This window comes from Oceaniglobus sp. K40-3 (genome assembly GCF_055808395.1).
Genome location: NZ_CM147868.1, coordinates 1,575,362 through 1,601,882, shown reverse-complemented (window position 1 = coordinate 1,601,882; position 26,521 = coordinate 1,575,362). Strand labels below are relative to the sequence as shown.

24 protein-coding genes, 1 tRNA gene and 3 pseudogenes are annotated in these 26,521 nt (G+C 63.7%); 9 read left to right on the top strand and 19 right to left on the bottom strand.

Annotation, left to right across the window (positions count from 1 at the left end; genetic code table 11):
* Window positions 1–36: 36 nt before the first annotated feature.
* The 7 genes from AC0L7P_RS08280 to AC0L7P_RS08250 all read right to left on the bottom strand — a co-directional run bounded on the left by AC0L7P_RS08280 (window position 37) and on the right by AC0L7P_RS08250 (window position 5,965).
* Window positions 37–798 carry a helix-turn-helix domain-containing protein gene (locus AC0L7P_RS08280; RefSeq protein WP_473435270.1) on the bottom strand — a complete coding sequence of 254 codons (762 nt, stop codon included), beginning with the start codon at window positions 796–798 and terminating at the stop codon, window positions 37–39.
* Between the two features lie 154 nt (window positions 799–952).
* Window positions 953–2,386 (bottom strand): carnitine 3-dehydrogenase, encoded by a 1,434-nt coding sequence (locus tag AC0L7P_RS08275; protein ID WP_473435269.1) that lies wholly within the window; start codon window positions 2,384–2,386, stop codon window positions 953–955.
* Window positions 2,383–2,931, bottom strand: coding sequence for a lipocalin family protein (locus AC0L7P_RS08270; protein WP_473435268.1), 549 nt, complete (start codon window positions 2,929–2,931; stop codon window positions 2,383–2,385). Before AC0L7P_RS08270 ends, AC0L7P_RS08275 begins: the two co-directional genes overlap by 4 nt.
* A complete protein-coding gene (locus AC0L7P_RS08265) occupies window positions 2,919–3,287 on the bottom strand; it encodes a hypothetical protein (protein ID WP_473435267.1) in 369 nt (122 codons plus the stop codon). Before AC0L7P_RS08265 ends, AC0L7P_RS08270 begins: the two co-directional genes overlap by 13 nt.
* Window positions 3,284–3,934 (bottom strand): SGNH/GDSL hydrolase family protein, encoded by a 651-nt coding sequence (locus AC0L7P_RS08260; RefSeq protein WP_473435266.1) that lies wholly within the window; start codon window positions 3,932–3,934, stop codon window positions 3,284–3,286. Before AC0L7P_RS08260 ends, AC0L7P_RS08265 begins: the two co-directional genes overlap by 4 nt.
* Complete coding sequence (locus tag AC0L7P_RS08255) at window positions 3,934–4,848, bottom strand: beta-keto acid cleavage family enzyme (RefSeq protein WP_473435265.1); 915 nt, start codon at window positions 4,846–4,848, stop codon at window positions 3,934–3,936. Before AC0L7P_RS08255 ends, AC0L7P_RS08260 begins: the two co-directional genes overlap by 1 nt.
* Before the next feature lie 73 nt (window positions 4,849–4,921).
* The gene (locus AC0L7P_RS08250) at window positions 4,922–5,965 is read right to left on the bottom strand and encodes an aldo/keto reductase (RefSeq protein WP_473435264.1); all 1,044 of its coding nucleotides are present in this window, start codon (window positions 5,963–5,965) and stop codon (window positions 4,922–4,924) included.
* A 167-nt stretch (window positions 5,966–6,132) separates the two neighbouring features.
* Here AC0L7P_RS08250 and AC0L7P_RS08245 point away from each other — a divergent pair, with 167 nt between their 5' ends.
* The 4 genes from AC0L7P_RS08245 to metG all read left to right on the top strand — a co-directional run bounded on the left by AC0L7P_RS08245 (window position 6,133) and on the right by metG (window position 11,309).
* Window positions 6,133–7,953: a DEAD/DEAH box helicase gene (locus tag AC0L7P_RS08245; protein WP_473435263.1), complete on the top strand. Its 1,821-nt coding sequence runs from the start codon at window positions 6,133–6,135 to the stop codon at window positions 7,951–7,953.
* Window positions 7,954–7,957: 4 nt separating this feature from the next.
* Window positions 7,958–8,218 (top strand): hypothetical protein, encoded by a 261-nt coding sequence (locus AC0L7P_RS08240; RefSeq protein ID WP_473435262.1) that lies wholly within the window; start codon window positions 7,958–7,960, stop codon window positions 8,216–8,218.
* Between the two features lie 88 nt (window positions 8,219–8,306).
* Window positions 8,307–9,524 carry an MFS transporter gene (locus AC0L7P_RS08235; protein ID WP_473435261.1) on the top strand — a complete coding sequence of 406 codons (1,218 nt, stop codon included), beginning with the start codon at window positions 8,307–8,309 and terminating at the stop codon, window positions 9,522–9,524.
* Window positions 9,525–9,578: 54 nt separating this feature from the next.
* Window positions 9,579–11,309 (top strand): methionine--tRNA ligase, encoded by a 1,731-nt coding sequence (gene metG / locus AC0L7P_RS08230; protein ID WP_473435260.1) that lies wholly within the window; start codon window positions 9,579–9,581, stop codon window positions 11,307–11,309.
* A 38-nt stretch (window positions 11,310–11,347) separates the two neighbouring features.
* Here metG and AC0L7P_RS08225 read toward each other — a convergent pair whose 3' ends face one another.
* Together AC0L7P_RS08225 and cobM are read right to left on the bottom strand one after the other, a co-directional pair.
* Window positions 11,348–11,701, bottom strand: coding sequence for a hypothetical protein (locus AC0L7P_RS08225; RefSeq protein WP_473435259.1), 354 nt, complete (start codon window positions 11,699–11,701; stop codon window positions 11,348–11,350).
* Between the two features lie 109 nt (window positions 11,702–11,810).
* Window positions 11,811–12,577: pseudogene (gene cobM / locus AC0L7P_RS08220) on the bottom strand (precorrin-4 C(11)-methyltransferase).
* A gap of 34 nt (window positions 12,578–12,611) precedes the next feature.
* Between cobM and AC0L7P_RS08215 the strand changes: the two are divergent.
* Window positions 12,612–13,589 carry a formylglycine-generating enzyme family protein gene (locus tag AC0L7P_RS08215; protein WP_473435258.1) on the top strand — a complete coding sequence of 326 codons (978 nt, stop codon included), beginning with the start codon at window positions 12,612–12,614 and terminating at the stop codon, window positions 13,587–13,589.
* Here the strand turns inward: AC0L7P_RS08215 and cobJ are convergent.
* The 6 genes and pseudogenes from cobJ to AC0L7P_RS08185 form a co-directional block, all read right to left on the bottom strand.
* Window positions 13,568–15,403, bottom strand: coding sequence for a precorrin-3B C(17)-methyltransferase (gene cobJ / locus AC0L7P_RS08210; protein ID WP_473435257.1), 1,836 nt, complete (start codon window positions 15,401–15,403; stop codon window positions 13,568–13,570). The two genes, AC0L7P_RS08215 and cobJ, sit on opposite strands and share 22 nt — an antisense overlap.
* Window positions 15,394–16,095 carry a precorrin-2 C(20)-methyltransferase gene (gene cobI, locus AC0L7P_RS08205; protein WP_473435256.1) on the bottom strand — a complete coding sequence of 234 codons (702 nt, stop codon included), beginning with the start codon at window positions 16,093–16,095 and terminating at the stop codon, window positions 15,394–15,396. Before cobI ends, cobJ begins: the two co-directional genes overlap by 10 nt.
* 61 nt (window positions 16,096–16,156) lie before the next feature.
* Window positions 16,157–17,359, bottom strand: coding sequence for a precorrin-6y C5,15-methyltransferase (decarboxylating) subunit CbiE (gene cbiE, locus AC0L7P_RS08200; RefSeq protein ID WP_473435255.1), 1,203 nt, complete (start codon window positions 17,357–17,359; stop codon window positions 16,157–16,159).
* Complete coding sequence (locus AC0L7P_RS08195) at window positions 17,356–17,979, bottom strand: precorrin-8X methylmutase (protein WP_473435254.1); 624 nt, start codon at window positions 17,977–17,979, stop codon at window positions 17,356–17,358. The genes cbiE and AC0L7P_RS08195 overlap by 4 nt, the downstream gene beginning before the upstream one ends.
* Before the next feature lie 74 nt (window positions 17,980–18,053).
* Window positions 18,054–19,251: pseudogene (locus AC0L7P_RS08190) on the bottom strand (sirohydrochlorin chelatase).
* Window positions 19,248–19,451: a DUF6732 family protein gene (locus AC0L7P_RS08185; RefSeq protein WP_473435253.1), complete on the bottom strand. Its 204-nt coding sequence runs from the start codon at window positions 19,449–19,451 to the stop codon at window positions 19,248–19,250. Before AC0L7P_RS08185 ends, AC0L7P_RS08190 begins: the two are co-directional and overlap by 4 nt.
* Window positions 19,452–19,757: 306 nt before the next feature.
* On the opposite strand from AC0L7P_RS08185, the gene AC0L7P_RS08180 reads away from it, so the two are divergent.
* The 4 genes from AC0L7P_RS08180 to AC0L7P_RS08165 all read left to right on the top strand — a co-directional run bounded on the left by AC0L7P_RS08180 (window position 19,758) and on the right by AC0L7P_RS08165 (window position 21,836).
* Complete coding sequence (locus tag AC0L7P_RS08180; RefSeq protein WP_473435252.1) at window positions 19,758–20,732, top strand: glutathione S-transferase family protein; 975 nt, start codon at window positions 19,758–19,760, stop codon at window positions 20,730–20,732.
* Window positions 20,733–20,795: 63 nt separating this feature from the next.
* Window positions 20,796–21,026, top strand: a complete 231-nt coding sequence (locus tag AC0L7P_RS08175) for an Ada metal-binding domain-containing protein (RefSeq protein ID WP_473435251.1) — start codon at window positions 20,796–20,798, stop codon at window positions 21,024–21,026.
* 315 nt (window positions 21,027–21,341) lie between these two features.
* The gene (locus AC0L7P_RS08170; protein ID WP_473435250.1) at window positions 21,342–21,512 is read left to right on the top strand and encodes a hypothetical protein; all 171 of its coding nucleotides are present in this window, start codon (window positions 21,342–21,344) and stop codon (window positions 21,510–21,512) included.
* 90 nt (window positions 21,513–21,602) lie between these two features.
* Window positions 21,603–21,836, top strand: coding sequence for a methylated-DNA--[protein]-cysteine S-methyltransferase (locus tag AC0L7P_RS08165; RefSeq protein WP_473435249.1), 234 nt, complete (start codon window positions 21,603–21,605; stop codon window positions 21,834–21,836).
* 103 nt (window positions 21,837–21,939) lie between these two features.
* Here the strand turns inward: AC0L7P_RS08165 and AC0L7P_RS08160 are convergent, their stop codons facing one another.
* The 4 genes and pseudogenes from AC0L7P_RS08160 to acpS all read right to left on the bottom strand — a co-directional run bounded on the left by AC0L7P_RS08160 (window position 21,940) and on the right by acpS (window position 26,447).
* Entirely contained in the window at window positions 21,940–23,829 is a 1,890-nt protein-coding gene (locus AC0L7P_RS08160) for an acyl-CoA synthetase (RefSeq protein ID WP_473435248.1), read from the bottom strand.
* Between the two features lie 143 nt (window positions 23,830–23,972).
* A complete protein-coding gene (locus tag AC0L7P_RS08155) occupies window positions 23,973–25,760 on the bottom strand; it encodes an ABC transporter transmembrane domain-containing protein (protein ID WP_473435247.1) in 1,788 nt (595 codons plus the stop codon).
* Between the two features lie 125 nt (window positions 25,761–25,885).
* Window positions 25,886–25,959, bottom strand: a tRNA-Gly gene (locus AC0L7P_RS08150).
* A 90-nt stretch (window positions 25,960–26,049) separates the two neighbouring features.
* Window positions 26,050–26,447, bottom strand: a pseudogene (gene acpS / locus AC0L7P_RS08145) (holo-ACP synthase).
* Between the last annotated feature and the right edge of the window lie 74 nt (window positions 26,448–26,521).

Below are 26,521 nucleotides of genomic sequence, written 5' to 3'. Positions count from 1 at the left end.
CTCCCTATAAAATCCTGCGCGCCTATGCCTGTTGGCTCAGCGCGCCTTTGCCTGTGCCGCCGCTCTCGGCAACGGCCTTCGCCTCCAGAAGCACGGCGCGCACATTGGCGACATGCCCCTCGACATCGCGCAGGGGGTGGCGGCCTCGGCTGCCGTCAAAAGCCCTGCGAATTTTCCATCCGTTCCGTTGACCGCCACGCAATAGCGCCGCACGCCCTTGGCGTTGCCCATCAGATCGAACTGCATATCGGCGTGATCCACGGCGGCGATCCGGCTGCGCGCCTCGCTCCATGGCACCTTGCCGCCGGTGACGCCCACATCGTGAAACGCGCTCACATCCCAGCTCTGTTCGATCCGGTCCGTCGGCAAATGGGCCAATACCATCCGGGTCAGCGAATCCAGCTCATAGGTGCCGCGGATAAACCCGACCCCGGCCCGCAATCGGATTGATTGCTGAGGGTGGGCCTCGGCCACATGCCAGAACAGGTTTTCGCGGCGCAGTGCGATGAATTCCGATGCCACCCAAAGGCGCGCGCTGACGGTGCGGCAGGCATCCAGCATCCGCGCCAGATCGACCCCGCCAACCACGACCCCCTGTTCAAACAGGAACTGCGGCACCAAGCGCCGGTCGTCGTCTTTGCGCAGATATCCCAATCCCTCAAGATCGTGGGTCAGACGGTACACCGTCGAACTGGCCAGGCCCGTCTGCTCGACCAATTGCGCAACCGAAACCCCGGCACCGCGCGCGGCAGACAGATGTTCCAGCAGGGTCAGGATGCGGCTCAGGTTTTCACTCATGGCAACTCTCATTTTTGGGAAACTTATTCCCAACTATGAGATATCGTCAAGCCGAATCCAGATCACAGGTCATATTTCCTCTGCCCGCCCCATGGAAATGGCACGAAAAATCACGTATATATTTGATATTATTCAGATAAATTAAAGGACCGGATTATTTCCGCCCAACAGAACGGCCAATCCCCTCGGGCCGCTCCTGGCCCGCGTGGGCCGCCGCCACCGCCGCGATCCGCGCGGCCACGTCGCCCACAGGCACCACCGGGCGCCGCGATTCCAATGAAACATGCAACAGAAAATGCTCGCCCGTTGCCAACAGATCGCCAGCACGAAACAGCCGGTGAAACAGATGCAACTTGGCCCCCTCGCCGCGCAGACACAGGGTTTCCACCCTGATCCTGTCCCCCGCATGGGCCTCGTTCAGATGGCGGATATGGGTCTCGGCGGTGAAAAAGCTTTTCCCGTCCGCGATGTAATCACTGTCACAGCCGACGATCTCCAGAAACCGGTCGGTGGCATCGCAAAAGGCCTGAAGATAGCGCGCCTCATTCATGTGACCGTTGGGATCAATCCAGTCCAGCGGCACCGCCCGATCAGCCGTAACAAGGGGCGTGTCCAGGACCCCGGCGCCGGGCGATACCCGCCTGTCCCGGGCGTTCAACACGGCACCCGCCCCCCAATCCTGCACCTTCAGCGCGCGCAGCATCGCCACAAGGTTGGTATCGCGAATCCGCTCCAACGCGCGCAGGGGCAAATGGCCGGACTGGGCGTCTGATTGGCTGGCGATCCGTTCGATCAGCGCCTCTGTCAAATCCGGCACATCGGTCAGCTTGGTCCAGGGCAGATGCAGGCAGGGGCCGAATTGCGCAATGAAATGGCGCATCCCCGCCTCGCCCCCGGCAATGCGATAGGTCTCGAACAACCCCATCTGCGCCCACCGCAGGCCAAACCCCATGCGGATCGCCTCGTCGATCTCGGCTGTGGTGGCCACGCCGTCATGGATCAGCCACAGCGCCTCGCGCCATACCGCCTCCAACAGCCGGTCGGCGATATGGCCGTCAATCTCGTGACGCAGGCGCAGGGGCTGCATCCCCAGCGAAGAGAGAAGGGCGCAAGCCCGATCGATAAGCGGCCCCTCCCCCACCACCTCTACCAAAGGCAGCAAATAGACGGGATTAAACGGATGGGCGACGATAATTTCATCAGGCCGAAGGGCACCCTCGCGCAGGTGCGACGGGCGAAACCCGCTGGTGGACGACCCGATGATCGTGCCGGGCGCACAGGCCCCCTGCACCTCGGCCAAAACCCGATGTTTCAACGCCAACTGCTCGGGCACGCTTTCCTGCACCCAATCCGCCCCGGCCACCGCTTCGGCCAGCGAAGAACACAGCGTCACCCTGCCCTCGGGCGGCAGCGCGCCATCCGACAGCCCCGGCAAGGCACGCCGCGCCCCGGCCAGAACCTCATCCAGCTTGCGGCGCGCGTCCGGGTCCGGGTCGAACACCCGCACCTCCCACCCCATCAGCGCAAACCGTGCCGCCCAGCCACCACCAATCACCCCGCCGCCGATCACCGCCGCCACATTGCTCATTGCGCACCATTTCCGACCCGCGCCAGCCTGCTCAGATCATAACCGTTGAAATCCAGAATTTCGCGCGCCGCCGCCAACCTGTCAGGCGGGATCACCGGATCGCGGTTCAAAATCCACCCCGCGCGCCCCGACGGAACCCCCACGACAGCCGTGCGATACCCCTGATCGACCCAAAGCACCCAATAGGGCGCCGACAAAGCGGGCGCACCGTCAAGCCGCACATCAAACCGCCCCGGTCCGATCATCCGGCCCGTGCCCGTGATCCGCGACACCGATCCGCCACCCGCCCCGTGGCGGCAGGTATGCACCACCCCGAACGTGCCGTCAGCACGCAGATCATACTGCATCTGAACCGCGACACAGCCCGATTGCGCCGCAACCGGATACCCCGCCACCGCATACCACGTTCCGGCAAACCGGGCCGGATCGAACAGCACGATCGACGAAAACGGCGCGGCAGCGTTGCGATAGCTGTCAGAGGGGGTCAACGTGGCCGGCCCGGCGCATCCCGCCAGCAGGGCCAGCGCGGCCATCAATCCACGCATAAGGTCGCCGTCTGTCCGCGCCCCATCAGCACCGCATTGCAGCCCAACAAGGGCATCACCGGGGCGCAACTTTGTGATCGCGCCAGACACAGCCCCTCGCATTCAGTGCCCGACGAACAGGTTTTTCCGGCATCCTTTGTGTCCGTATAACACACCATCCGCCCGCCAATCCCGCCCGGCCCCCAGCGCCCGCCGTCCTTGACGCAAGCCGCCTGCGCATGTTCCGCCAACTGCGGATCATAGCCCGCAAGGCTGGTGTCGGCGGGCGCATACCCCGGCAGGTCGGCCGCCGCCGGTTCGGGCGCAGGCTGACAGGCACAAAGCCCCAGCATCAGGATGATGGCAAACCGGATCATGCCCCGCCCCCCGTGGTGGTTTTCCTGACCCGTTCACGCACCGCCTCGGCCACGGCGGCGCCCAGAATGGCATGGGAGTCGCCGCTCAGATGCACCCCGTCCAGCGGGTCCACCGCGACATGGGCCCCGGCATCCACAAACCCCACATTCAGCCGCCCGGCCTCCTGCATCATATGCACGAACAATCCCGCGCCCCGTGCCTCGGCGCCCTCGAACATCCCGGCCAGACAGCCCACTTCGCGCACCACCGGGGGGCAGACGATCAGCACGTCGCGCGCCACGCCGCTGGCCCGCACCGCCTCGGTCAGCCGCCCCACCGACAATGCGATGTCAATGGCCGGTACGTTGAACCGCAGTTTCAGATCGTTGGTCCCCAGCATCAGCACCACCATATCCAGCGGCGCGTGGCTGTGCAGGATCGCGGGCAGCACACTCATCCCATTGCGATAGGCACCCTCGACCGGATCGTCGTGAACCGTGGTGCGCCCCGGCAACCCCTCGACGATCACCTCCCAATTCTGCCCCAGCGCCGCCGCCATCACCTGTGGCCAACGCAGGGCGGCAGGCATCCGCGCGCCCAAACCCCGCTCGGCCATGGGCGGTGTACCGTGGGAATTACTGTCACCATAGACCAACAGGACAGGCATCACATACCCTCCGGGGCGCATTTGACAAGGTTGAACCGCGCGCGCACCTCGTCGGGGCCAATCACCCGCGCGCCCATGCGTTCGACGATGTCCACCGCCCGTTCAACCAACTGCCCGTTGGTGGCTAGAACGCCGCGATCCAGCATCAGGTTATCCTCCAGCCCCACACGCACATTGCCCCCGGCCAGAACGCTGGCCGCGACATAGGGCATCTGGTGACGCCCCAGCCCAAAGGCGGAAAAACTCCATCCATCCGATATGTTATTCACCATCGCCATGAACGTGTTCAGATCATCGGGCGCCCCCCAAGGCACCCCCATGCACAATTGCACCAGCGCCGGAGCGTCAAGAATACCGTCCTCCACCAGTTGTTTGGCATACCACAACTGGCCGCTGTCGAACGCCTCAATCTCGGGCTTTATCCCCAGATCGCGCATCGCACGGCCCATGGCGCGCAACATGCCCGGGGTATTGACCATGACATAATCGGCCTCGGCGAAATTCATCGTTCCGCAATCGAGCGTGCAGATTTCCGGGCGACAGGCCACCAGATGCGCCAGCCGTTCGCCAGCGCCCACCATATCTGTGCCATCCGCCAGCGGCAAAGGCGCCTCGGTCCCGCCGAACACGATGTCGCCGCCCATTCCCGCGGTCAGGTTCAGCACCACATCAACATCGGCGCTGCGAATGCGGTCGGTCACCTCGCGGTAAAGCGCCAGATCGCGCGAGGGCGCGCCCGTTTCGGGATCGCGCACATGACAATGAACAATCGCCGCCCCGGCGCGGACCGCCTCGATTGCGCTGGCCGCGATCTCGGCCGGCGAACGTGGCACATTGAGACTGCGGTCCTGGGTGCTGCCCGATCCGGTGACGGCGCAGGTGATGAACACCTCGCGATTCATCTGCAATGGCATCTCGTCCCCTTCGTTTTGCGCAGGGAACGGCATTTCCCGCGCCCATGCAAGGGCGCGGGCAGTTTTGCCCTGTTCAATAGGGCATCGGGTGGGCCTTGTGCGCCAGGGCAATATCCGTCAGCACCTCGTCAGACAGGGTCACGCCGACCGCATCAAGTGCCGTGTCAAGCTGCGCCAGCGACGTTGCCCCAAAGATCGGAATGGTGCGAAACGGGCGGCTGCGGGCAAAGGCCAGCGCCATATGGACCGGATCAATCCCGTGTTTGTGCGCCACCGCCAGATAGGCATCGACAGCCTCGAACACCCGCGCGGATTTCCGCCCGCCCAGATCAGCGTTCACATCCATGCGCGATCCGGCAGGAATGTTGTTATTTTGATATTTCCCGGTCAAAAGACCGACAGCAAGCGGCGAAAATGCCAGTAAAGTGACATTCTCGTGGTGGCTCATTTCGGCCAGATCACTGTCATATTGGCGGCACAGCAGGGAATATTCGTTCTGCATGGTCGCAATGCGCGGCCCGCCTGTGGCCTTGGCCGCCTCCAGCCATTTCATCGTGCCCCAGGTCGATTCATTGGACAGGCCAAAGGCGCGGATCTTGCCTTCCTTCACCAGCGCGGCAAGGGTTTCCATCACATCGGCCAAATTCGCCTCAACCGCGCCCGTGTCTTGCCCGCTGGGATCAAACCCCCAGATCTGGCGAAAATGAAACGATCCGCGGTTGGGCCAGTGCAGTTGATAAAGATCGACGCAATCGGTTTTCAACCGCCGCAACGACCCGTCAAGGGTGGCGCGCAGGCTGGCACCGCTCACCGGCTGGCCCTCGCGCACAAACCGTTCGTTGAAGCCGCTGCATTTGGTGGCGATCACCACATCATCGCGCCGCCCGCTTTTGGCGATCCAGTCACCGATGATCGTTTCGGTCCGCCCGACCGTTTCCTTTGCGACCGGATTGACCGGATACATCTCGGCGGTATCGATAAAATTGATTCCACGCTCCAGCGCGCGGTCGATCTGGGCGTGGCCATCTTGGGCGCTATTCTGGCTGCCCCAGGTCATCGAGCCGAGGCAGAATTCGGAAACTTTGATATTGGTGGCGCCCAGTGGCAGCATTTTCATATGGATTCTCCTGTGATTGCCAAAGGGATAGCCGCTGAAGCGGCAAAGGCAATATCACGGCGGCATTTTCTGCGCGCCTTCGCTCTATACATCGCGCGCCGTTCGGCGTATGCCCCATTGCTTGGCGCGCATCCGCGCCCCTCCCTGCCCCAACAGATGTGACCGCCGTGATCCAGACCCTTGCCGATGCCCTTGCCCAGCGTGGCTATGACACCCTGACCCAGGTGCAAAAAGCAGTGACCGAACCGGGGCTGGCTGACGCCGACCTTCTGGTCAGTGCCCAGACCGGATCGGGCAAAACCGTGGGTTTTGGCCTGGCCATCGCCCCGACGCTGCTGGACGACACGGGCCGGTTTGGCCCCGCCGCCACGCCGCTGGCCCTGTGCATCGCCCCAACGCGCGAGTTGGCCTTGCAGGTGAAACGCGAATTGCAGTGGCTTTATGCCAATACCGGCGCCGTTGTGGCGTCGTGCGTGGGTGGGATGGACATGCGCGACGAACGCCGCGCGCTGGATCGCGGGGCGCATATCGTGGTGGCCACGCCGGGGCGTCTGCGCGATCACATCATGCGCAATTCCCTGAAAATGGGCAGCATCCGCGCCGTGGTTCTGGATGAAGCCGACGAGATGCTTGATCTCGGGTTTCGCGAGGATCTGGAGTTCATTCTGGGCGAAGCCCCAGAGACGCGCCGCACCCTGATGTTCAGCGCAACGGTGCCACGCGCCATTGCCACACTTGCACAAAACTATCAAAAAGACGCGGTTCGCGTCAGCACAACGGCGGAAAAATCGCAACATTCCGACATTGACTATCGCGCGCTGAGCGTGGCCCAACACGACGCGGAAAACGCCATCGTCAATGTGCTGCGCTATTACGAGGCGCCCAATGCATTGGTGTTCTGCAACACCCGCGCCACGGTGAACCGGCTGACCACGCGGTTTTCCAACCGGGGATTTTCCGTTGTTGCCCTGTCGGGTGAGCTGACCCAGAACGAACGCACCCACGCGCTTCAGGCGATGCGCGACGGGCGCGCGCGGGTGTGCATTGCCACCGATGTGGCGGCGCGCGGGATCGACCTGCCCAATCTGGAGCTGGTGGTCCACGGCGAATTGCCCACCAATTCCGAAACCCTGCTGCACCGTTCGGGGCGCACCGGGCGCGCCGGGCGCAAGGGGGTCAGCGCGCTGATCGTGCCGCATAAACTGCGCAAAAAGGCCGAACGTTTGTTGCAGGGCGCCAAGGTGCGCGCCACATGGGACCAGCCGCCAACGGCGGACGAGGTGCGCGCACGCGATGAAGAACGCCTGCTGGAAGATGCGGTATGGGACGAAGACCCCACCGAGGACGAAGCCGCCTTTGCCAACCGCCTGCTTGACATGCACGGGCCTGAAAAAATCGCCGCGGCCTATCTGCGCCTGTTCGCCAGCCGCCAATCCGCCCCCGAGGATCTGTCCGATCCCGGCACGCCCCCGCCGCCCCGCGCGCCCTTTGGCCCGTCGGTCTGGTTTTCGTTGTCCGTGGGGCGGGCGCAGAACGCCGAGCCGCGCTGGCTGTTGCCGATGCTGTGCAAATCGGGCGGAATTTCGCGCGATGACATCGGCGCGATCCGTATTCAGCAGGGCGAAACCTTTGTGGAAATGCTCGCCAGTTCCGAGGCGGCGTTCCTCAAGGCGATCGGCCCCAACATGATGTTGGAAGGCGGCACCGCGATCAAACGTCTGGCCCAGGCCCCCGATCTGGCCCGTGGTCCCCGCCCCCCGCGAAGAGCGCCCCCGGGAAGACCGCGCACCGCGCCCCCCGCGAGGATCGCCCTGCGCGTGAACAGGCCGCAGCGGCCCCGCGCCCACCCAAAACCCGCTGGCAACCCGACACCCCCGATGCCCCGGCGCCGCGCCCAAAGGAAAAATATCGCGCCGCCGAAACGCCAGCCGCGCCCCCGCGCCGCGCGACAAACCAAAGGGCAAGCCCTTTGCAAAGCGGGCCGCTGAAAGCGTGGGTGCGTCCAAACCGGCCCGCGCCTGGGACAAACCGCGCGGCGACGAACGGCCCAAAGGCGGCAAACCCTTTGGCAAACCCAAGGGCAAACCGGCCCCCCGTGCCGAAGGCGCCCCCGCAGCCAAGCCCAAAGGCGACGCCCGCGATCCATCGAAACGGTTCACCCCGCCTGGCGCAAAACCGGGTGCCAAACCGTTCAAGCCCCGTGGCCCCAAAGGCCCGCGCGGCCCCAACGCCACCCCGCGCCGCAAACCCTGAAAAGATAAAAACCGACAGGATCGGTCGAATACAGCACAGACAACCGGTGCCACGCCGCCAACAGCTCGCCCGGTAACCCGAGGACGTCATGCGCCTGCTGATCTCGTTCGCCGCCCTGTTTCTGTCGGTTATCCTGCTTCAGTTCGGATCGGGCGGCATTGTGCCGCTCGATGCGATTTCGGGCCTCGATCTGGGGTTCAGCCGGGCCGAAGTCGGGGTGCTTGGCTCAGCGCATTTCCTTGGGTTTTTCATTGGCTGTTGGTGGGCGCCGCGCCTGATGGGCAGCATCGGCCATTCGCGGGCCTTTGCCGCCTTTTGCGCCACCGGCACCATCGGCATTCTGGCCCATATGATCGTGGTGCATCCCCTGGCCTGGGCCGGGTTCCGGGTGATGTCGGGGCTGTGTATCGCCGGGTGTTATACGGTGGTTGAAAGCTGGCTTCAGGCCAAGGTCACCAATGAAACCCGGGGCCGCGCCTTTGGCACCTATCGCATGGTCGATATGGGCGGATCGCTGGTGGCGCAGTTGTTCATCGGCGTGCTGGAGCCGGGCAGCTATGTGTCCTACAACCTTTTGGCGCTGCTGTGCTGTGCCGCGCTTTTGCCGCTCACGCTCAGCACCAATCCGCAGCCTGAAACCCCCAAAGCGCCCCGCCTGCGCCCCAAACTGGCCTGGCAGCGATCCCCGCTGGCGGCGGCGGGGGTGGTCGTGTCGGGGCTGACCTCGGCGGCGTTTCGGATGGTCGGGCCGGTTTACGGCGTCGAAGTGGGGCTGAGCACCGATCAGATCGCGCTGTTTCTGGCGGCCTTTGTGCTGGGGGGCGCCCTGTCGCAAATCCCCGCCGGGTGGCTGGCCGATAAATTTGACCGGCGCTGGGTTCTGGTCTTCTTTTCCGCTGCCGGGGTGCTGGCCTGTGGTGCCACCGTCGCCCTGTCCACCCAGGGCACCGGCGCTGTGATGCTGGGGGCGGCGCTGTTCGGGCTGACCACCTTTCCGGTGTATTCGGTATCCGCCGCCCATGCCCATGATTTCGCACAAAGCCACGAAAGGGTCGAACTGTCGGCGGCGTTGATGTTTCTTTATGCCGTGGGCGCCATCGCCTCGCCCTTTGTGGTGTCGGGGCTGATCGAGGGGTACGGGCCACCGGCGATGTTTATCTTTGTCAGCGTGGCCCATGTGCTGTTGATTCTGTTCGGGCTGTCGCGGATGCTGCACCGCCCGGCAGCACGGCGCACGCCCTATGTTTATGCCCCGCGCACCAGTTTTATCATCGGGCGTCTGCTTGGACGGGCCCGAGACCGCTAGCCCTTGGCGCAACCTTGCGCTAAACGGGCGCCCAGACCACCGAAAGGCGCCCCCATGGCACGCATCCTCATCACCTCGGCCATTCCCTATATCAACGGGATCAAACACCTCGGCAATCTGGTAGGCAGCCAACTGCCCGCCGATCTTTACGCCCGCTATATGCGCCAGCGCGGGCATGAGGTGCTGTTTCTGTGCGCCACCGACGAACACGGCACGCCCGCCGAACTGGCCGCCGCCAAGGCAGGCAAGCCGGTGGATGAATTTTGCGCCGAAATGCACGGGGTGCAATCGGACATCGCCGCCGGGTTCCGCCTGTCGTTTGACAAATTCGGCCGCTCGTCCAGCCCGCAAAACCATCGGTTGACCCAGCATTTCGCCGCCCGTCTTGACCAGGCCGGGTTGATTGAGGAACGCGGCGAAAAACAGGTCTATTCCAACGCCGATGGCCGGTTCCTGCCCGATCGTTATATCGAGGGCACCTGCCCCAACTGCGGCTATGACAAGGCGCGGGGCGATCAATGCGAAAACTGCACCAAGCAGTTGGACCCGACCGATCTGATTGATCCGCGCAGCGCGATTTCGGGCTCAACCGATCTTGAGGCGCGCGAAACAAAGCATCTTTACCTCAAACAATCGCAAATGCGCGGCAAGCTGAGCGACTGGATTGATTCCAAGGCCGACTGGCCGATCCTTACCACATCCATTGCCAAGAAATGGTTGAACGATGGTGACGGGTTGCAGGACCGGGGCATCACCCGCGATCTGGATTGGGGCGTGCCGGTGCAAAAGGGCGACGCCCCCTGGCCCGGGATGGAGGGCAAGGTGTTCTATGTCTGGTTCGACGCCCCCATCGAATATATCGCCTGCGCCGCCGAATGGGCCGAAGAACAGGGGCTGGACGACGCGGCATGGCAACGGTGGTGGCGCACCGATCTTGGGGCTGATGATGTGCGCTATGTGCAATTCATGGGCAAGGACAACGTGCCGTTCCACACCCTGTCGTTTCCGACCACGATCATGGGCGCCAATTCGGTTGGCGACGAGACATGGAAACTGGTCGATTACATCAAGGCGTTCAATTACCTGAATTATGACGGCGGGCAGTTTTCCACGTCACAGGGGCGCGGCATTTTCATGGATCAGGCGCTGTCGATCCTGCCTGCCGATTACTGGCGCTGGTGGCTGTTGTCCCATGCCCCCGAAAGTAGCGATGCGGAATTCACCTGGGAAAACTTCCAGTCCAGCATCAACAAGGATCTGGCCGATGTTCTGGGGAATTTCGTCTCGCGCGTCACCAAATTCTGCCGCTCAAAATTCTCCGAGGCAGTGCCCGCGGGCGGCACATATGGCCCTGATGAGGAAAAGCTGATCGCCGATCTGACCACCCGCATCCGCGCCTATGAAGGGTTCATGGAAACCATCGAAGTGCGCAAGGCCGCCGCCGAATTGCGGGCGATCTGGGTTCTGGGCAACGAATATCTGCAACTGACGGCCCCCTGGAGCGCGTTCAAAACCGACCCAGAGCGCGCCGCGGCGGTGATTCGCCTGTCCCTGAACCTGATCCGGGTCTATGCCGTGTTGTCGCGCCCCTTCATTCCCGATGCCGCCGCCGAACTGCTGGCCGCGATGCAGACCGATGACGATAGCTGGCCCAGTGACGTGGCGGGCGCGCTTGGCGCCCTGCCCGTCGGCCATGGGTTTACAGTGCCAGAGGTAACATTCGCCAAGATCACGGACGAGCAGCGCGACGATTGGCAGGTCCGTTTTGCCGGCAAACGAGACTGACGGCAGGCCGGCGAAAGGCCCCGCGCCTTTGATCCGGCTCAAAGCCCCCGGGGCAACAGCGCAACGGGGGCCGGTTCGTCGGGCGCGAAATCCAGCGGCGGACGATCCGAAACTGGCGTCTTGCGCTTGAATTCATAGACCATTTCACCGTCGGTCACCCCACTGGCCATAATCAGGCAGCGGCCCATATGGCGCGCCCCGTCATAAAGATCGACATGACCGCGCACATGGGGGGCATCGGCGGCATCCAGCGCGAATCCCTTGTCCCAATACCGCAGGATCGTTAAGGTTCGCCCCCCAACATCAATCCGCATCCGGCCCTTTTGGCGCGTGGATGTCCTGCGCGCCGCGTCCAGCCCGTCTTTGATGTCTTGTGGCAGATCTTCCAGCATCGGTGCCTCCGGTTCTTGCGACACAGCCCACAGGATGCCCGATCTCAGGCATCCGTCAAGTATTTGTGAGCATCGCCTGAAACTATGGCACCATTGCGTAACAGTTTCGTTAAACCCGGGTCTTTGGGCGCAAAACATGGGGCATTTCCGGGTCATACAGGGCCGAATCGCGAAAATCCTGCACCTCGCCCAGGGCCGGACCAACCAGAATCAGCGCGGTTCGGGTGATTTTTTCGTCCCGCACCTTGGCGCGGATGTCTGACAGGGTGCCGCGCAAAAACATCTCATCCGGCCAGCCAACGCGATAGGCCACAACCACCGGACAATCGGCCCCGTAATGTGGCACCAGCACGCGCTCGATCTCGCGCAGGTTGCGGACCCCAAGGTGGATGGCCAGTGTCGCGCCGGTGCGGGCGAAATTTTCAAGGGTTTCCCCACAGGCATCGAGGTGGATTTCATCGACACCCGGGTCAGCACGATGGATTGCGCCACCTCGGGAATGGTCAACTCCTGCCCCAGCGCGGCGGCAGCGGCGGCATAGGCGGGAACGCCCGGAATGATCTGATAGTCAATACCATCGGCGCGCAACCGGCGGATCTGTTCGGCAATCGCGCCATACAGCGACGGATCGCCGGAATGCACCCGGGCCACATCCTGCCCGCGCCCGTGGGCCGCCACGATTTCGGCGTGGGTATCGTCCAGCGTCATCACCGCCGTATCGCGGACCAGCGCCCCCTCGGGCGCCCCGGCAACAACCTGTTCGGGCACCAGTGACCCGGCATAAAGGCAGACCGGGCAGGCCGCGATCAACCGCTGTGCCTTGAGCGTCAGCAACTCGGGGTCGCCCGGCCCTGCGCCGATAAAATAGACCGTCATTTCCTGTCCTTCTCTATGGTTCGTTGCCCTTGACATGCCACCGTCCAAGGCGGGATTATGCGCCCATGGATACCCCGACAAAACCCGCCTGCTGCACGCCCCCCACCGGTGCGCGCCCCCCGAAACGCCCGATGACTTCACCCCCCGCGCCCGGATGGACCCGGCGCTGCGCGATTGCGTCCCGGTGCCCGGCGGCACGTCGCTGATCGGCACCAACCGGCCGATCATCCTCCCGGACGAGGAATCGCCCCTGCGCCACGCAAAGGTGAAACCGCTGTTCTGGGAACGGGGCACCACCACCAACGCCGCCTTTGCCCGTTTCGTCGCCGCCACCGGATATGTCTCCGAGGCCGAAAGGTTCGGCTGGTCCTTCGTGTTCTGGCTGCATGTGCCCGAAGTTCTGGAACTGACCCAGGGTGTTGACGGGCTGGAGTGGTGGCGCCGGGTGGATGGCGCCTGCTGGGCGCAGCCCACCGGCCCCGACGGCCCCGCCGCCGACCCCGATCACCCGGTCGTTCATATGTCCTGGGCCGATGCCCGCGCCTATGCCAAATGGGCCGGGGGCCGCCTGCCGCGCGAGGCCGAATGGGAACACGCCGCACGCGGGGGCCTTGGTGATGTGCGATACCCCTGGGGCGAGCAGGAACCGAACGACACCGATTTCCTGCCCTGCAACATCTGGCAGGGGGATTTTCCGCGCACCAACACCTGCGCCGATGGCTATGCCACCACCGCCCCCGCCATCAGCTTTGCGCCCAACGGATATGGGTTGCACAACATGGTCGGCAATGTGTGGGAATGGTCGGGCGATCCGTTCCGCCTGCGCAGCCTGAAAAAGACCGCGCGCAATGCCGCGCCCCATGGGCCGCAGAAAATGCTGAAAGGCGGATCGTTCCTGTGTCATGCGTCCTATTGCCATCGCTATCGGATTGCCGCGCGCACGGGCAACACCCCCGACAGCGCCACCACCCACATGGGGTTTCGCGTTGTCTATGACGCACCGCCCGCCTGAGACAGATCACCGTCGATCTTGCGCGCATACCCACGCGGCGTGAACATGCGCGGCCCTTCGCCAAGCTGCGCCAGCCGCGACTGGCTGGACCCCACAAGAACCACGGTCAGCATATCCACCTCATCCACCTGCAATTCATCCAGACGGCGATAACGGATATGTTCCTCGGGGCGGCCAAGGGAGCTGGCCAGCATCACCGGCGTATCGGCCGGGCGGTGTTGGAGCAAAATATCGCGCGCCTCGGCCAACAAGGTGCGGCGGCGCATGGACACCGGGTTATAGAACGCGATCACGAAATCGCCCGTCGCGGCGGCCCGCAACCGGCGCAGAATATCGTCGCGCGGGGTCAGCAAATCAGACAGGGAAATCGCGCAGAAATCATGGCCCAAAGGCGCCCCGGCCCGCGCCGCCGCGCCCTGCAACGCCGAAACCCCGGGTGAACAGACCACCTCAACCCGGCGCGCCGCATCGCTGACGCCGTGCTCCCTGCGATCCAGCAATTCAAACACCAGGGCGCCCATGGCATAAATCCCGGCATCACCCGAGCAAACCAGCGCCACATCGCGCCCCTCGCCTGCCCGCTCCAACGCGTAACGGCAGCGGTCCTCTTCGCCGCCCAGGGGGAAATCCGACCGCTGCTTTCCTGCCGCCAGCGGGCCCAGAAGATCAATATACAACCCATACCCGACCAGCTCGTCGGCCTCGGCCACAAGGCGTGACACCTCGGGCGTGCGCCACGCCGCCTGCCCCGGGCCAATGCCCACAACCGAAAGCCGCCCGCGCGCCCGACCGCGCAACTCGGTGATCGGTTCGGGGGCATTGGCCAGCGCGCAGGTGGCCATAGTGGATTTACGCTTGGGCATCCCCAGAATCGCCTCCGGCCCCGCACCGGCCAATGCCGCGCCCTCGCTCACACCGTGGCACCCCACCTCGGCGAACACGACATGGCTGGGGTGTTCCAGACGCGGCGTCATCTCCTCAAGCTCAGCCGCAGAAAACAGGCGCAAAGGCAGGTTCAGCCGCTTGGCCAATTGCAACACCGCGGGTTCATCGGCCTTCAGATCAAGGGTGCAGATCGCCTTGATCGCCCCCGCCGCCGTTTCAGACTCCTCCAGCATGGCGCGCACCAGTGTTTCCAACTCATCCGGCGGACAGTCGCGCGCGCAACCAACCCCCAGCACATTCAATTGCGGATGAAAGGTCAGCAGATCATCAACCGCGGGCATGGTGGTGACATCAATGGTCACAACATCCTCATCGCCCGGGCTGGCCAAAGGCAGCGCGTTCAGCCAGGTGGCACGGCGCGCCTCATCCCCATCCACATGGGCATGCGCGCCGCTCAGCAACCGTGCCATGGCATCCCTGGCCAGATCGGGATTGGCCAGCACCCAGCCTTCGGGCGGTTCGTCCAGCGCGATCCCCAGCGCCACATCTCCCGCCGTTGTCACCGCCGCCACACCGCCCAGCCCTTCGGCAATGTCACGCGCCAAACGGTTCGCGCCGCGATGCCCGCCGAGCAGGGGCACAACCACGGCGCCATCGTCGGACACCGACACCACTGGCGGCTCGGCCCGCTTGTCAGACAGCAAAGGCGCGACGCCCCGGATCAGAATGCCACTGGCACACACCCCGATAACCGGCACCCCGGCGGCAAACAGATCACGGGCATGGTCCAGCGCATTGTCGAAAAACGCATCCGCCCGTTCCACCCGGCCCTTGCGCCCGTGGACAGGGGCCGAAAGCAGCGCCGCGATGCGTTGCGCCACCGACTCCCCGGAACGGGACAGGCACAGAACGACAGGTTTCACAGCCATGGATCGGCCCCCTTGGTCAGTAGAATCATCGAAAAATAAGGTGCCGCCTCAGGCGCCTCGGACAGCGGGCAAACCACCTCATCGGCCATGGTCGCCCGGGCGACATAAACCGCGCGATCCTCCAACCCCAGATTGGCCAGAACCGCGCGGATCTTGCCCAGATGGCGGCCAACCTTCATGATCGCCACGCTTTCAGCGCCCGCAATCCGGGCACGCAACTCCGGTTCCGGCAAGGGGCCGGGCAGGATCGTCACCCGTTCGTTGCGCGCCGCCAGCGGCATCGCCGCCCGCGCCGCACAGGCAGTGACCGACGTAACCCCCGGCACAACCTCAACCTGAAAACGCGGGGAAAGCCGGGCGTGCAGATACATGAACGAGCCGTAAAAGAACGGATCACCCTCGCACAGACACACCACATCGCGCCCCTGTTCCAACACCGCTGCAATCCGCGCCGCGCCATCGTCATATGCGGCCTGCGCCGGTTCACGGGAAACGCTCATCGGAACGTCGATAATGATTTCCTCAACGCCCGGCACAATCAGATCAGCAGCGATGGAACGCGCAAGACTGTCGCCCCCCGCCAGCGCCGGATAGGCGATTACCGCCGCCCCGCCGATCAGCCGCGCCGCCTTGCGGGTTATCAGATCCGGGTCACCCGGCCCCACGCCGACACCGTACAGAACGCCACTCAAACCACACATTCCTGTGACTTTTTCTGATAAAAATACTCAAATTCCGCGCTATCCACCCAGATCATCGTTTGATCAGGCTCCACTGGGTCACGGGCATCGCCGGACGCCAGCCACGATAGGGACCAACCGGTTCGGCCCGGTGAATCTGCACCTTCACCAATTCGCCCCCGTGGGCCGCGTGCAGCGCCATCAACTGCGCCTCGGATTCCAGCGTCACCGCATTGGCCACCAGCCGCCCGAGGGGTTTCAGGGCCGCCCAGGCCGCGGCGAACACCTCTTCGGTAAACCCACCGCCGATAAAGATCGCATCGGGGGGCGCCAGCCCGGCCAATGCGCCGGGCGCTTCGCCCTCGATCAGTTCCAGGCGGGGCGCGCCAAGGGCCAGCGCGTTTGCGGCGGCCATGGCGCGCCGGTCGGCCCGGGGTTCGATGCCGATGGCGCGGGCGTAACGGGCCGCGCGCATCCATTCCACCGCGACCGAGCCACAGCCGGTGCCAATATCCCACAGCAACGCGCCGCGCATGGGCATCAGTTTGGCCACGGTAACCGCGCGCACCTCTTGCTTGGTCATGGTGCCGTCGTGCTGAAACAGGGCATCGGCCAGCCCCGGCACCCGGGGCAACAGCGCGGCATCGGGGGCCGCGACACATTCCACCGCAAGGGTGTTGAACGCCGGGACGACGTGATCCCAGCTTTCGGCAATACCATCAAAGCGCTGTTCGTTCTCGCCCCCCATGGCCGCCAGCACCGACATCGGGCTTTTGCCAAACCCCCGTTCCGTCAGGAACCGGGCAATTTGCCCGGGGGTTTCGGCCCCCGTGGTCAGGATCAGCAACCGCACATCCGGTTGGATAAAGGCGATCATCTGTTCCACCGGGCGGCCATGCACGGTGAGGGTTTCCACATCCGCCATGGACCAGCCCATCCGCGCCGAGGCGAGCTGAAACGCGCTGATCTGGGGGTGAAAGATGATTTCACTGGGCGCAATGGCCCGCCCGATCCGCGCCCCCACAGAGAACCACAAGGGATCACCGGTGGCCAGCACCACAACCCGGCGCCCGGCATATCCCTTCAACATGTCGATCAGCGCATCAAAGGGCGACGGCCATGAAACACGTTCAGCCGTGACAGAATCGGACAGGCGATGGTGGCGATCCCCGCCAACGATCACCTCGGCCGCCTCAAGGATGGCCTGGGTGGCCGGGGCAAGGCCCGCCATTCCGTCTTCGCCGATGCCGACGATATGCAGCCAGGGGTCTGTCATTGTGATCCTCCCAATGCGTTGACAGCCGCCGCCGCCATGGCCGACCCGCCCCGCCGCCCACGCAGGGTGACGAAATCGCAACCACGCGGATCGGCGGCCAGTTCGGCCTTGCTTTCGGCAGCCCCGACAAAGCCCACGGGAAAGCCGAGGATCAGCGCCGGTTTCGGCCAGCCCTGATCGAGCAGTTCAAGCAGGTGAAACAGCGCCGTCGGCGCATTGCCCACCGCCACCACGGCGCCTTCAATCCGGTCGCGCCAGTGTTCGACCGCCGCCGCCGAGCGGGTATTGGCGATGGATTTGGCACGCTGCGGCACGTCCACGCCGTTCAGCGTGCAGATCACGTCATTGTTCCGGGGCAGAAACCGGCGGATCACCCCCGAGGCGACCATTTCGCAATCGCACAGCACCGGCGCCCCCGCCGCCAGCGCCGCCTGCCCTGCCGCGAAGGCCCCGGGGGAAAAGGCGAGCCTGTCGGCAATTTCCACCATCCCACAGGCATGGATCAGGCGCACCGCCATGCTGTCGATTCCGGGTGGAAACCTGTCAAGCCGCGCCTCGGCCCGCACGGTGGCAAAGCTTTGGGCATAGATGGCAGATGGATCTTTTTCGTAGGGGCGCATGGGACTTTCGATGTTGTGCCGGTGGATGGGTCCGAGCCTCCGGCGGGAGTATTTTGATCAGTAAAAAGAGGCGGTCATGCCTTGGCTGTGCGGCGCGCCGATTCCGGACCGTGGGGATGATCGGCGTGGGGGTATGGGGCATGGTGATGGTGGTCATGATCATGGTGGTGATCGTGATCGCCGTGGTGGTGGTGGTGCTGTGCCTCAAGTCGGCAGAGACCGGTGCAGAAGGTATCGCAAAGCGCGCAATCCTCGACGTTGGAGCCGGGGGCGCTGGCGCCTTGCCCTTCAACGTGATGATGGTGGGATTCCTGCACGGCGCCGACCTCGGATTCGAATCCCAGCACTTCGGCGCGGTATTTGCACATGGCGCAGGTCGGTGGGGGAATATCGGAAAAGGCAGGATGGTTCTGGCGCCCCTCGATCAGGAATCGAAATTACGTCGGCCCCATCGGGCGCGAGGATCTGTGCGCGGTAGGGACAGGCGCCGCAATTGGGAGGCGGTGTCGCACTGGTTTGCTCGATAACCCGCTCTGCGAAGGTTTCCAGCACCTTGGGGTGATCGTTCAGATACCCCGCCTTGATGAACTGGATATCCGGGTGGCGCGCGGCGACTTCATCGGTAAAGCCATAGATCCGGTCGATCAGGATGCCCGCGAACAGGAAATACGGAAAGACGATGATCCGCTTGTAGCCGAGTTTTGCGGCGTGGCTCAGGCAGGGTTCGACCAATGGGAAGGTAACGCCGGAATAGCCCACCTCGACCCAGCCAAAGCCCATGCCTTCGTGCAGGATGCGCGCGATTTTGGCCACGTTGCCATTGGCGTCGGGGTCGGACGCGCCACGCCCTATCACCACAAGGCAGGTATCGTGCAGCGCCACATCGCCATGCTCGCTGTTGGCGCGGTCCAGCGCCTGTTGCACCCGGTCACCGGCGGCGGCGATCATTTTCGGATCCACCCCGAGTTCGCGGCCATATTGCACCGAAACCCCGTGTTTCGCGCCATAGGTGTTCAGCACCGTGGGAATGTCATTCTTGGCATGCATCGCGGCGAACAGCATGCCCGGCACTGCCAGAATCCGGTCACACCCCGCGTTGCGCAACCGGTCAAGCCCGTCGCGAATCACCGGGTTGGCAAATTCAAGATAGCCGTAATCGACCATCCAGTCGTCGGGCAGATAGGCGGGCAATTTTTGCGCCAGCACGGCGAATTCGTCTACCGCCGCCTGACTGCGCGACCCATGGCCGCAGATCATCACGCCGGTTTTCATGCTTCGGCCTCGGTTTCTTCGCTGTCCTCGGACGCGTCCTCGTCAGTCTTGCCCTTCAACCCCGCCCAGAGGCCCAGTGCGATAGCGATGCCAATGGCCGCGCCTGCCACCCAGTGATCATGCCCGGCATATTCGCCCAGATGGCCCACATGGGCCAGGGCCGTACCCGGAATGAGGATAAACAGAAGAATCAGTCGCATGTCGCATCCTTTCACAGCTTTGCGGGCGCGCCGGAAGGGTGCGTCGGGGCAGGCCCCGGCTGACGATGCCATCTGCGTACCCCCGGTTTGGGTCGATCCGCGCATGGCCACCTTTCCGGCCCCGTTTGGGGCGTCGTCCTGCAGGGGTATAGGACGGGCGACCTCTGGCCGCAATGCAGGATGCGGCAGGCGCGGAACACCTGGCGACCTGTGCGCGTTTGCCGAGGTGGCCGTGCCGTGGCGCCACTTTGACGAGGCGGCAGGGTGCGGTATGAAGTGTGAGACAGCAAAACAAGGGGTGCATTGATGGGGCAACTGGTTGACGGGCAGTGGCACGATACATGGTACGATACCAAATCCACCGGCGGCGCCTTCGAGCGGTCGACCGCCAGTTTTCGCAACTGGATCACCGCCGACGGCAGCGCCGGCCCCACGGGCGGGGCCGGGTTCAAGGCCGAAACGGGGCGCTATCACCTTTATGTTTCGCTGGCCTGTCCATGGGCCAACCGTGCGCTGTTTTTTCGCGCCCTGAAGGGGCTGGAGGATTTCATCGGGGTGTCGGTGGTGCATCCTGACATGCTCTGCGATGGGTGGACATTCGACGCGGAGTTTCCGGGGGCCACGGGGGACCGGCTTTATGGAGTGTCCTTTGCGCGCGACATCTATCTCAAGGCGCTGCCCGATACGTCGGGCCGCGTCACCGTTCCGATCCTGTGGGACACCCAGCGTGAAACCGTGGTCAGCAACGAAAGCAGCGAGATCATCCGCATGTTCAACACCGCCTTCGACCACCTGACGGGCAACACCGACGATTTCTGGCCCGAAGAATTGCGCGCGGCCATCGCACCGGTGAACGACCGTATCTATGACACAGTGAACAACGGCGTTTACAAATGCGGATTTGCCACGACCCAGGCGGCCTATGACGCGGCGGTGGTGCCGCTGTTTGACAGCCTCGATTGGCTTGAGGCCCGACTGGCGAACAACCGCTATCTGATGGGGGACCGCATCACCGAGGCCGATTGGCGGCTGTTTTCAACGCTGGTGCGGTTTGATCTGGTCTATCATCTGCACTTCAAATGCAATCGCGCCCGGATTGTGGATTATCCCAACCTCTGGGCCTATACGCGCGAATTGTATCAATGGCCGGGGATCGCCGACACGGTGAATTTCGATCATATCGTGCGGCACTATCATTACAGTCACGACACCATCAATCCGCATCGGATCATTCCGATCAACCCGGTGATCAATTGGCGGGCACCCCACGGGCGGGGCTGACAATCTTTCAATGGCACCCAAAACTCGGCGCCATGACGGACGGGAAAACGATAGGGTAGCGGTATGATGTGTGACCTGCCTGCCCCCGTCACGCTTTATGCCGCCCTGCGATCGCGCGACCCCGCCTATGAGGGGCGTGCCTGGGTGGGGGTGCGCACGACCGGCATCTTTTGCCGCCTCTCCTGCCCCGCGCGCGATCCGAAGTTCGAGAATTGCATCGGTCGCCTCTTGCCTCGAAGCCGGGTATCGCCCCTGCAAGCGATGCAGGCCGCTCACTGCAATTGCCGCCGCTGATCCCATGGTCACCGCGCTGCTGGATGCCTTGCGCGCCGCCCCCGCCCACCGCTGGAGCTCGCGATCTGGTGGCCTTTGGGCATGATCCGTCAGCCGTGCGCCGGGCCTTTCGCCGCCATTTCGGGGTTACGTTTCTTGACATGGCGCGCATGTCGCGAATGCGCGAGGCGTCGGCCAGCCTGGCAAAAGGCGCCCCAGAGGTCGAAGCGCAGTTGGAGGGCGGGGTTCAGTCGGCATCAGGGTTTCGCACTGTCTTTGCCCGGCTGATGGGCCACCCCCGAATGCAGTCACAGGGGACGCGTTTTTGCGCGCCGATTGGATCGCCCCCCCATCGGGCAAATGGTGGTGGTGGCAGACAAGAACGCCGTGCGCCTGTTGGAATTCACCAACCGCCGCGCCCTGCGCAGCGAATTGGCGGCGCTGCAAACGGGGCCGGGGGCCGGATCGGGTTGGGGCGTTTTGCGCCCAGTGACCGGATCACGGTAGAGTTGAGCGGATTTTTCGCCGGTAAGACGGTGGAGTTCACCCCCTCTTGCGCCCATTGGCACCCCGTTTCAGCGCCGGGTGTGGCAGGCGTTGCGCGCCATCCCGCCCGGGCAAACCCGCAGCTATGGCGAATTGGCCGGCGATCTGGGCCGGCCCACCGCCACCCGCGCCGTGGCCCGGGCGAACGGTGCCAACCCCATCGCACTGGTCACTCCCTGCCACCGGGTGATTGGGGCAGACGGGAGCCTGACCGGGTATGGCGGCGGGTTGTGGCGCAAGCAGTGGCCGATTGCCCATGAGGCGAGGTTGGCGTGCAATTCGTGAACGCGGCGGCTGGTGTAAGGTCGGATATGAGTATTTTCATCAGTAAAAAGCGACATCGTTTTGGCTTTTTACTGACCCAAATACTCTCGCCGAAGGCGTTCCGTCAGTCCGCCCATTCCCAGGGCCGGGTGAATTCGCCCAGAACCACCGCGACCTGCGCCCCTTCATCGCGGTTTTCAGTGGTCAGGCGGGCCACGAGGCCGCGTTTCTTATCCTCAATCACCTCTTGCACCCGGGTTGTCAGGCCCGCCTTTTCAAGCGCGCCGTCATAAATGCGGGTGATGGCGCGGCGGCGCAGATCCGGCTTGAACACCTTGCCCACGGCTGTTTTAGGCAATTCATCAAGGATTTCGATATATTTCGGGCAGGCCGCGCGTTCATGTACCGTTTTGCGGGCGTATTCCATCAGGGCCTCAACCGTGCAGTCGGCGCCCGCCACCAGTTCGACATAGGCGCAGGGCAATTCACCGGCAAAGGCGTCGGGTTGACCTATCGCGCCACACATGGCGACGGCATCGTGACCGGCCAGTGCCTCTTCGATCTCGGCGGGGTCGATGTTGTGCCCGCCCCGGATGATCAGATCCTTGGCGCGCCCGGTGATCCAGAGATAACCGTCACCGTCGATCCGACCCAGATCGCCGGTGCGCAGATAGATATCGTGGAAAAACAGATCACGGTTCTTGTCGGCCTCGGTATAGGTGGCACCGGCGAAAACCCCGGGGTTGGCCACGCAGATTTCGCCGACGGTGTCGGCCTCGCAATCCTGCACGCCATCGGGTGTTTTTTTCAGGATTTTCACGTCGCAATAGGGAAACGGAATTCCGACCGAGCCGACTTTCTTGAGCCCATCCACGGGGTTGATCGACACAAGGCATGTCGCCTCGGTCAGGCCATAGCCTTCGCAGACCTTCACGCCGGTCGCCTTTTCGAACCGTTTGAACAATTCGATCGGCAGTGGGGACGAGCCGGAGAATGCCGTCTTGATTGACGACACATCAGCATCGACCGGGCGTTGCATCAACGCCGAAATGGCGGTGGGAACGGTGATGACAAAGGTGATTTTCCAGCGTTCGATCAGCTTCCAGAAATTGTCGAACACGCCATCCCCGCGATAGCCTGCGGGCGTGGGAAACACCACATGCGCCCCTGATGAAATCATAGCCATCAGGATCACATGGCAGGCAAAGACGTGAAACAGGGGCAGCGGGCAGATCACATTGTCCTGCTCACTGAACAACAGCCGGTGCCCGAGCCAGCCGTTGTAAACCATCCCCGACACCTTGTGCTGGGCCACCTTGGGCATTCCGGTGGTGCCACCTGTGTGGAAATAGGCGGCGACGCGATCTTCCTCGGGGTCGTCAAAGGTGAGGTGATCGGCGGGATAGCGGGCCAGTTCGGCGTTGAAACTCAGCACCCGGGCCTGATGCACCGCCGGATTTTTCGGGCGGATAAACGGCACGATCCAGGATTTTGGCGGCGTAAGATAGCGGTTGAGATCAACCTCGAGCACGGTTTTCACGTTCGGGGCCAGCTTCAGCGCCGCGGCTGCCTTGTGCGGCACATCCGTCTTGGGAAACGCCCTGAGCGTGACCAACACCTTCGCCCCGGTTTCGCGCAGGATCGCGGCGATCTGTTCGGCGTCCAGCAGCGGGTTGATCGGGTTCGCGATGCCTGCGATGGTGCCGCCGATCAGGGTCACTGCCGCCTCAAGGCAGTTGGGCAACAGATAGGCCACCACATCGCCCTGCCCCACCCCGAGATCGCGAAACATGTTGGCCGCCTGGGTGGATTGGCGGTGAAAGTCGGTCCAGCTTAAGGTGTCGGCGCGGGCACCCGGGTCTGACAGCAGTTGAAACGTAACCGCGTTGCGCGGGCCGTGGCGGCGGGCCACATCGGCCATGAAACGGTGCATGGTTTTGGGAACGTCACGTTCCGCCCATCGCATTTCATTCTCGATCGCGTCGCGATCCGCATAGCCGGCGTATTGGCCCATGGTAGTGTCCTCCTCCCGGTGGCACGCTTGCTGCGCGCTTATCCTGGTTCGCCCCAAGATGCGGGCAAAGCCGACACAGGGCAAGCGCGGCGTCACAAGGGACGCCGCGTCAGATAGGGCTGTTACGAAGGGTTATTTCCCGATCATTCCGCCGCAATACCATCGGTGAACTGCAAACGTGCCAGCCGCGCGTAAAGCCCGTCTTCGGCAACCAGCGCATCATGGGTGCCGGTGGCGATGATCCGCCCGGCATCGAACACCACGATACGGTCGGCCTTTTTCACCGTGGCCAGGCGGTGCGCCACGATCAGCGTCGTGCGCCCCTGTGCCAGCTTTTCCACCGCCTGTTGCACCGCGCGTTCGCTTTCGGCGTCCAGCGCGCTTGTCGCTTCGTCCAGCAGCAGGACCGGCGCGTCGCGCAGGATGGCGCGCGCGATGGCGATGCGTTGTTTCTGCCCCCCCGACAGCATCACGCCCCGTTCCCCGACATAGGTGTCGTACCCTTCGGGAAGGGCGGTCAGGAAATCATGGGCGGCGGCGGCGCGGGCGGCCTGTTCGACCTCGGCGTCGCTGGCATCGGGGCGGCCAAAGCGAATGTTTTCCCGGGCCGATTCGGCAAAGATCACCGGGTCTTGCGGCACCAGCGCCACATGGGCGCGAAAGGCATCACGCGTCATTTCCCGCAGATCGATCCCATCCAGCCGGATCATGCCGCTGTCCGGGTCATAGAACCGCAAAAGCAACTGGATGATCGTGGTCTTGCCCGCCCCCGATGGCCCGACCAGCGCGATGGTTTCCCCCGGCTGCACGTCAAGCGACACGCCATCCAGCGCGGCGGCGGCGGGGCGGGCGGGATAATGGAACATCACATCGTCAAAGGTGATCGCCCCCTTCACCGGTTCTGACAACACCCTGGGCGCTTCGGGGTCGTTTACCGTGTCGACCGCGCTCAGCAGTTCGACAAGGCGTTCGGTGGCGCCTGCGGCGCGCTGCAATTCGCCCCAGATTTCCGACAATGCGGCCACGCCGCCCGCCACCAGCACGGCGTATATGACGAATTGCACCAGCTCGCCCACCGTCATCAGATCGGCGCGCACATCCCGCGCCCCCATCCACAGCACGCCGACCACGGCAAAGAACACCAGCGCAATCACGATCACCGTCATGATTGCCCGGGTGAAAATCCGCCGACGCGCGGCGTCAAAGCTTTTCTCGGTCACATCGGCAAAGGCCCGGCGGCTTTTGGGTTCGTGGGTAAACGCCTGAACGGTCTGCACCGAGGTCAGGATTTCACTGGCCGACCCCGAAGATTGCGCGATCCAGTCCTGATTTTCGCGGCTCAACACCCTGAGACGCCGCCCCAGCACGATGATCGGCACAATAACCAGCGGCACGATCAACAGCACCATCGCCGTCAGTTTGATCGACGTGATGAACAACAGGACAAGCCCGCCAATCAGGATCAACAGGTTGCGCAGGGCGATGGACACGGACGACCCGATCACCGACTGAATCAGCGTGGTGTCGGTGGTGATCCGGCTTAACACCTCGCCGGTCATGATTGTTTCATAGAACGAGGGCGACATGCCGATCACCCGGTCAAACACCGCCTTGCGAATATCGGCCACCACCCGTTCACCCAGCCGGGTGACAAAATAATACCGCAGGCCGGTGCCAACCGCCAAAAGGCCTGCAATGGCCAGTGCAGCCGCGAAATACCCGTCAAGCAAATCGGCGGCGCTGGTTTCAAACCCATCAACCACCCGGCGCACCGCAATGGGCAGAACCAGCGACACACAAGCCGTCAGCACCAGCGCCAGCAACGCCAGCACCACCAGCATGCGATAGGGGCGCATGAACGGCCAAAGCGCAGCCAATGCGCCAACCTTGCGGCTTTTCGCCCGATCCAACTCGCTTGATGTCTTTGCCATGGGTCACCCTTTTTCCACCGCCTGCGGCTTAGCCGTTTCGCGGGCGCGGAACAAGTTGCACGGGCCGCGTCACGTGGTCCGCCCTGATTGGTACCACATCAGGTTCGTCGCATGTGGAGGGTGATTGGAGCGGGCGGCGGGAATCGAACCCGCGTCATCAGCTTGGAAGGCTGAGGTCTTACCATTACACAACGCCCGCCCGCTCGGGGGTGTTTAACTTGCCAGATCGCGGGTGGCAAGACGGCGAACCACGAAACCGCAAAATGCCGGTCGGTCCCCGGGCAACCGGTTACAGCGGCAAAGCCTCGATCACCACAAAGGCCTGCGCCCAGGGTCGGTCATCGGTAAGAGTGACGTGAATCACCGCCCGGTGGCCCGGGGGGTCATGGCGACCAATCGTTCAGCGGCCCAGCCGGTGACGGCCATCACCGGTTGGCCGGTGGGCAGGTTGCTGACGGCCATGTCCTTCCACGAAATGCCCATGCGCAGCCCGGTTCCCAGCGCCTTGGAACAGGCCTCTTTCGCGGCCCAGCGTTTGGCATAGGTGGCGGCAATATCGGGGCGGCGGGTGGCCTTGCGTTGCTCCACCTCGGTGAATACGCGGTTGCGAAACCGGTCGCCGTGGCGATCAAGCACCCCGGCGATCCGGTCGATGTTGCACAGATCGGTGCCGATCCCGAGAATCACGCGATCCCCCCACAGCAACGCTGCCGGGCAATCGCCGAGCGTCGCAGCCCGCAGGCTGCGAGCGAGAAGAGCGC

Coding starts and splice junctions, on each gene's coding strand:
- AC0L7P_RS08175 (WP_473435251.1), top strand. CDS start 20,796: ATGATGTGTGACCTGCCTGCCCCCGTCACGCTTTATGCCGCCCTGCGA.
- AC0L7P_RS08215 (WP_473435258.1), top strand. CDS start 12,612: ATGCCACCGTCCAAGGCGGGATTATGCGCCCATGGATACCCCGACAAA.
- AC0L7P_RS08265 (WP_473435267.1), bottom strand. CDS start 3,287: ATGATCCGGTTTGCCATCATCCTGATGCTGGGGCTTTGTGCCTGTCAG.
- cobJ (WP_473435257.1), bottom strand. CDS start 15,403: ATGGCTGTGAAACCTGTCGTTCTGTGCCTGTCCCGTTCCGGGGAGTCG.
- AC0L7P_RS08255 (WP_473435265.1), bottom strand. CDS start 4,848: ATGCCATTGCAGATGAATCGCGAGGTGTTCATCACCTGCGCCGTCACC.
- AC0L7P_RS08185 (WP_473435253.1), bottom strand. CDS start 19,451: ATGCGACTGATTCTTCTGTTTATCCTCATTCCGGGTACGGCCCTGGCC.
- AC0L7P_RS08195 (WP_473435254.1), bottom strand. CDS start 17,979: ATGCGCCCCTACGAAAAAGATCCATCTGCCATCTATGCCCAAAGCTTT.
- AC0L7P_RS08155 (WP_473435247.1), bottom strand. CDS start 25,760: ATGGCAAAGACATCAAGCGAGTTGGATCGGGCGAAAAGCCGCAAGGTT.
- AC0L7P_RS08225 (WP_473435259.1), bottom strand. CDS start 11,701: ATGCTGGAAGATCTGCCACAAGACATCAAAGACGGGCTGGACGCGGCG.
- metG (WP_473435260.1), top strand. CDS start 9,579: ATGGCACGCATCCTCATCACCTCGGCCATTCCCTATATCAACGGGATC.
- AC0L7P_RS08270 (WP_473435268.1), bottom strand. CDS start 2,931: ATGCGTGGATTGATGGCCGCGCTGGCCCTGCTGGCGGGATGCGCCGGG.
- AC0L7P_RS08250 (WP_473435264.1), bottom strand. CDS start 5,965: ATGAAAATGCTGCCACTGGGCGCCACCAATATCAAAGTTTCCGAATTC.
- AC0L7P_RS08160 (WP_473435248.1), bottom strand. CDS start 23,829: ATGGGCCAATACGCCGGCTATGCGGATCGCGACGCGATCGAGAATGAA.
- AC0L7P_RS08235 (WP_473435261.1), top strand. CDS start 8,307: ATGCGCCTGCTGATCTCGTTCGCCGCCCTGTTTCTGTCGGTTATCCTG.
- cbiE (WP_473435255.1), bottom strand. CDS start 17,359: ATGACAGACCCCTGGCTGCATATCGTCGGCATCGGCGAAGACGGAATG.
- AC0L7P_RS08180 (WP_473435252.1), top strand. CDS start 19,758: ATGGGGCAACTGGTTGACGGGCAGTGGCACGATACATGGTACGATACC.
- AC0L7P_RS08260 (WP_473435266.1), bottom strand. CDS start 3,934: ATGCCTGTCCTGTTGGTCTATGGTGACAGTAATTCCCACGGTACACCG.
- AC0L7P_RS08275 (WP_473435269.1), bottom strand. CDS start 2,386: ATGAGCAATGTGGCGGCGGTGATCGGCGGCGGGGTGATTGGTGGTGGC.
- AC0L7P_RS08280 (WP_473435270.1), bottom strand. CDS start 798: ATGAGTGAAAACCTGAGCCGCATCCTGACCCTGCTGGAACATCTGTCT.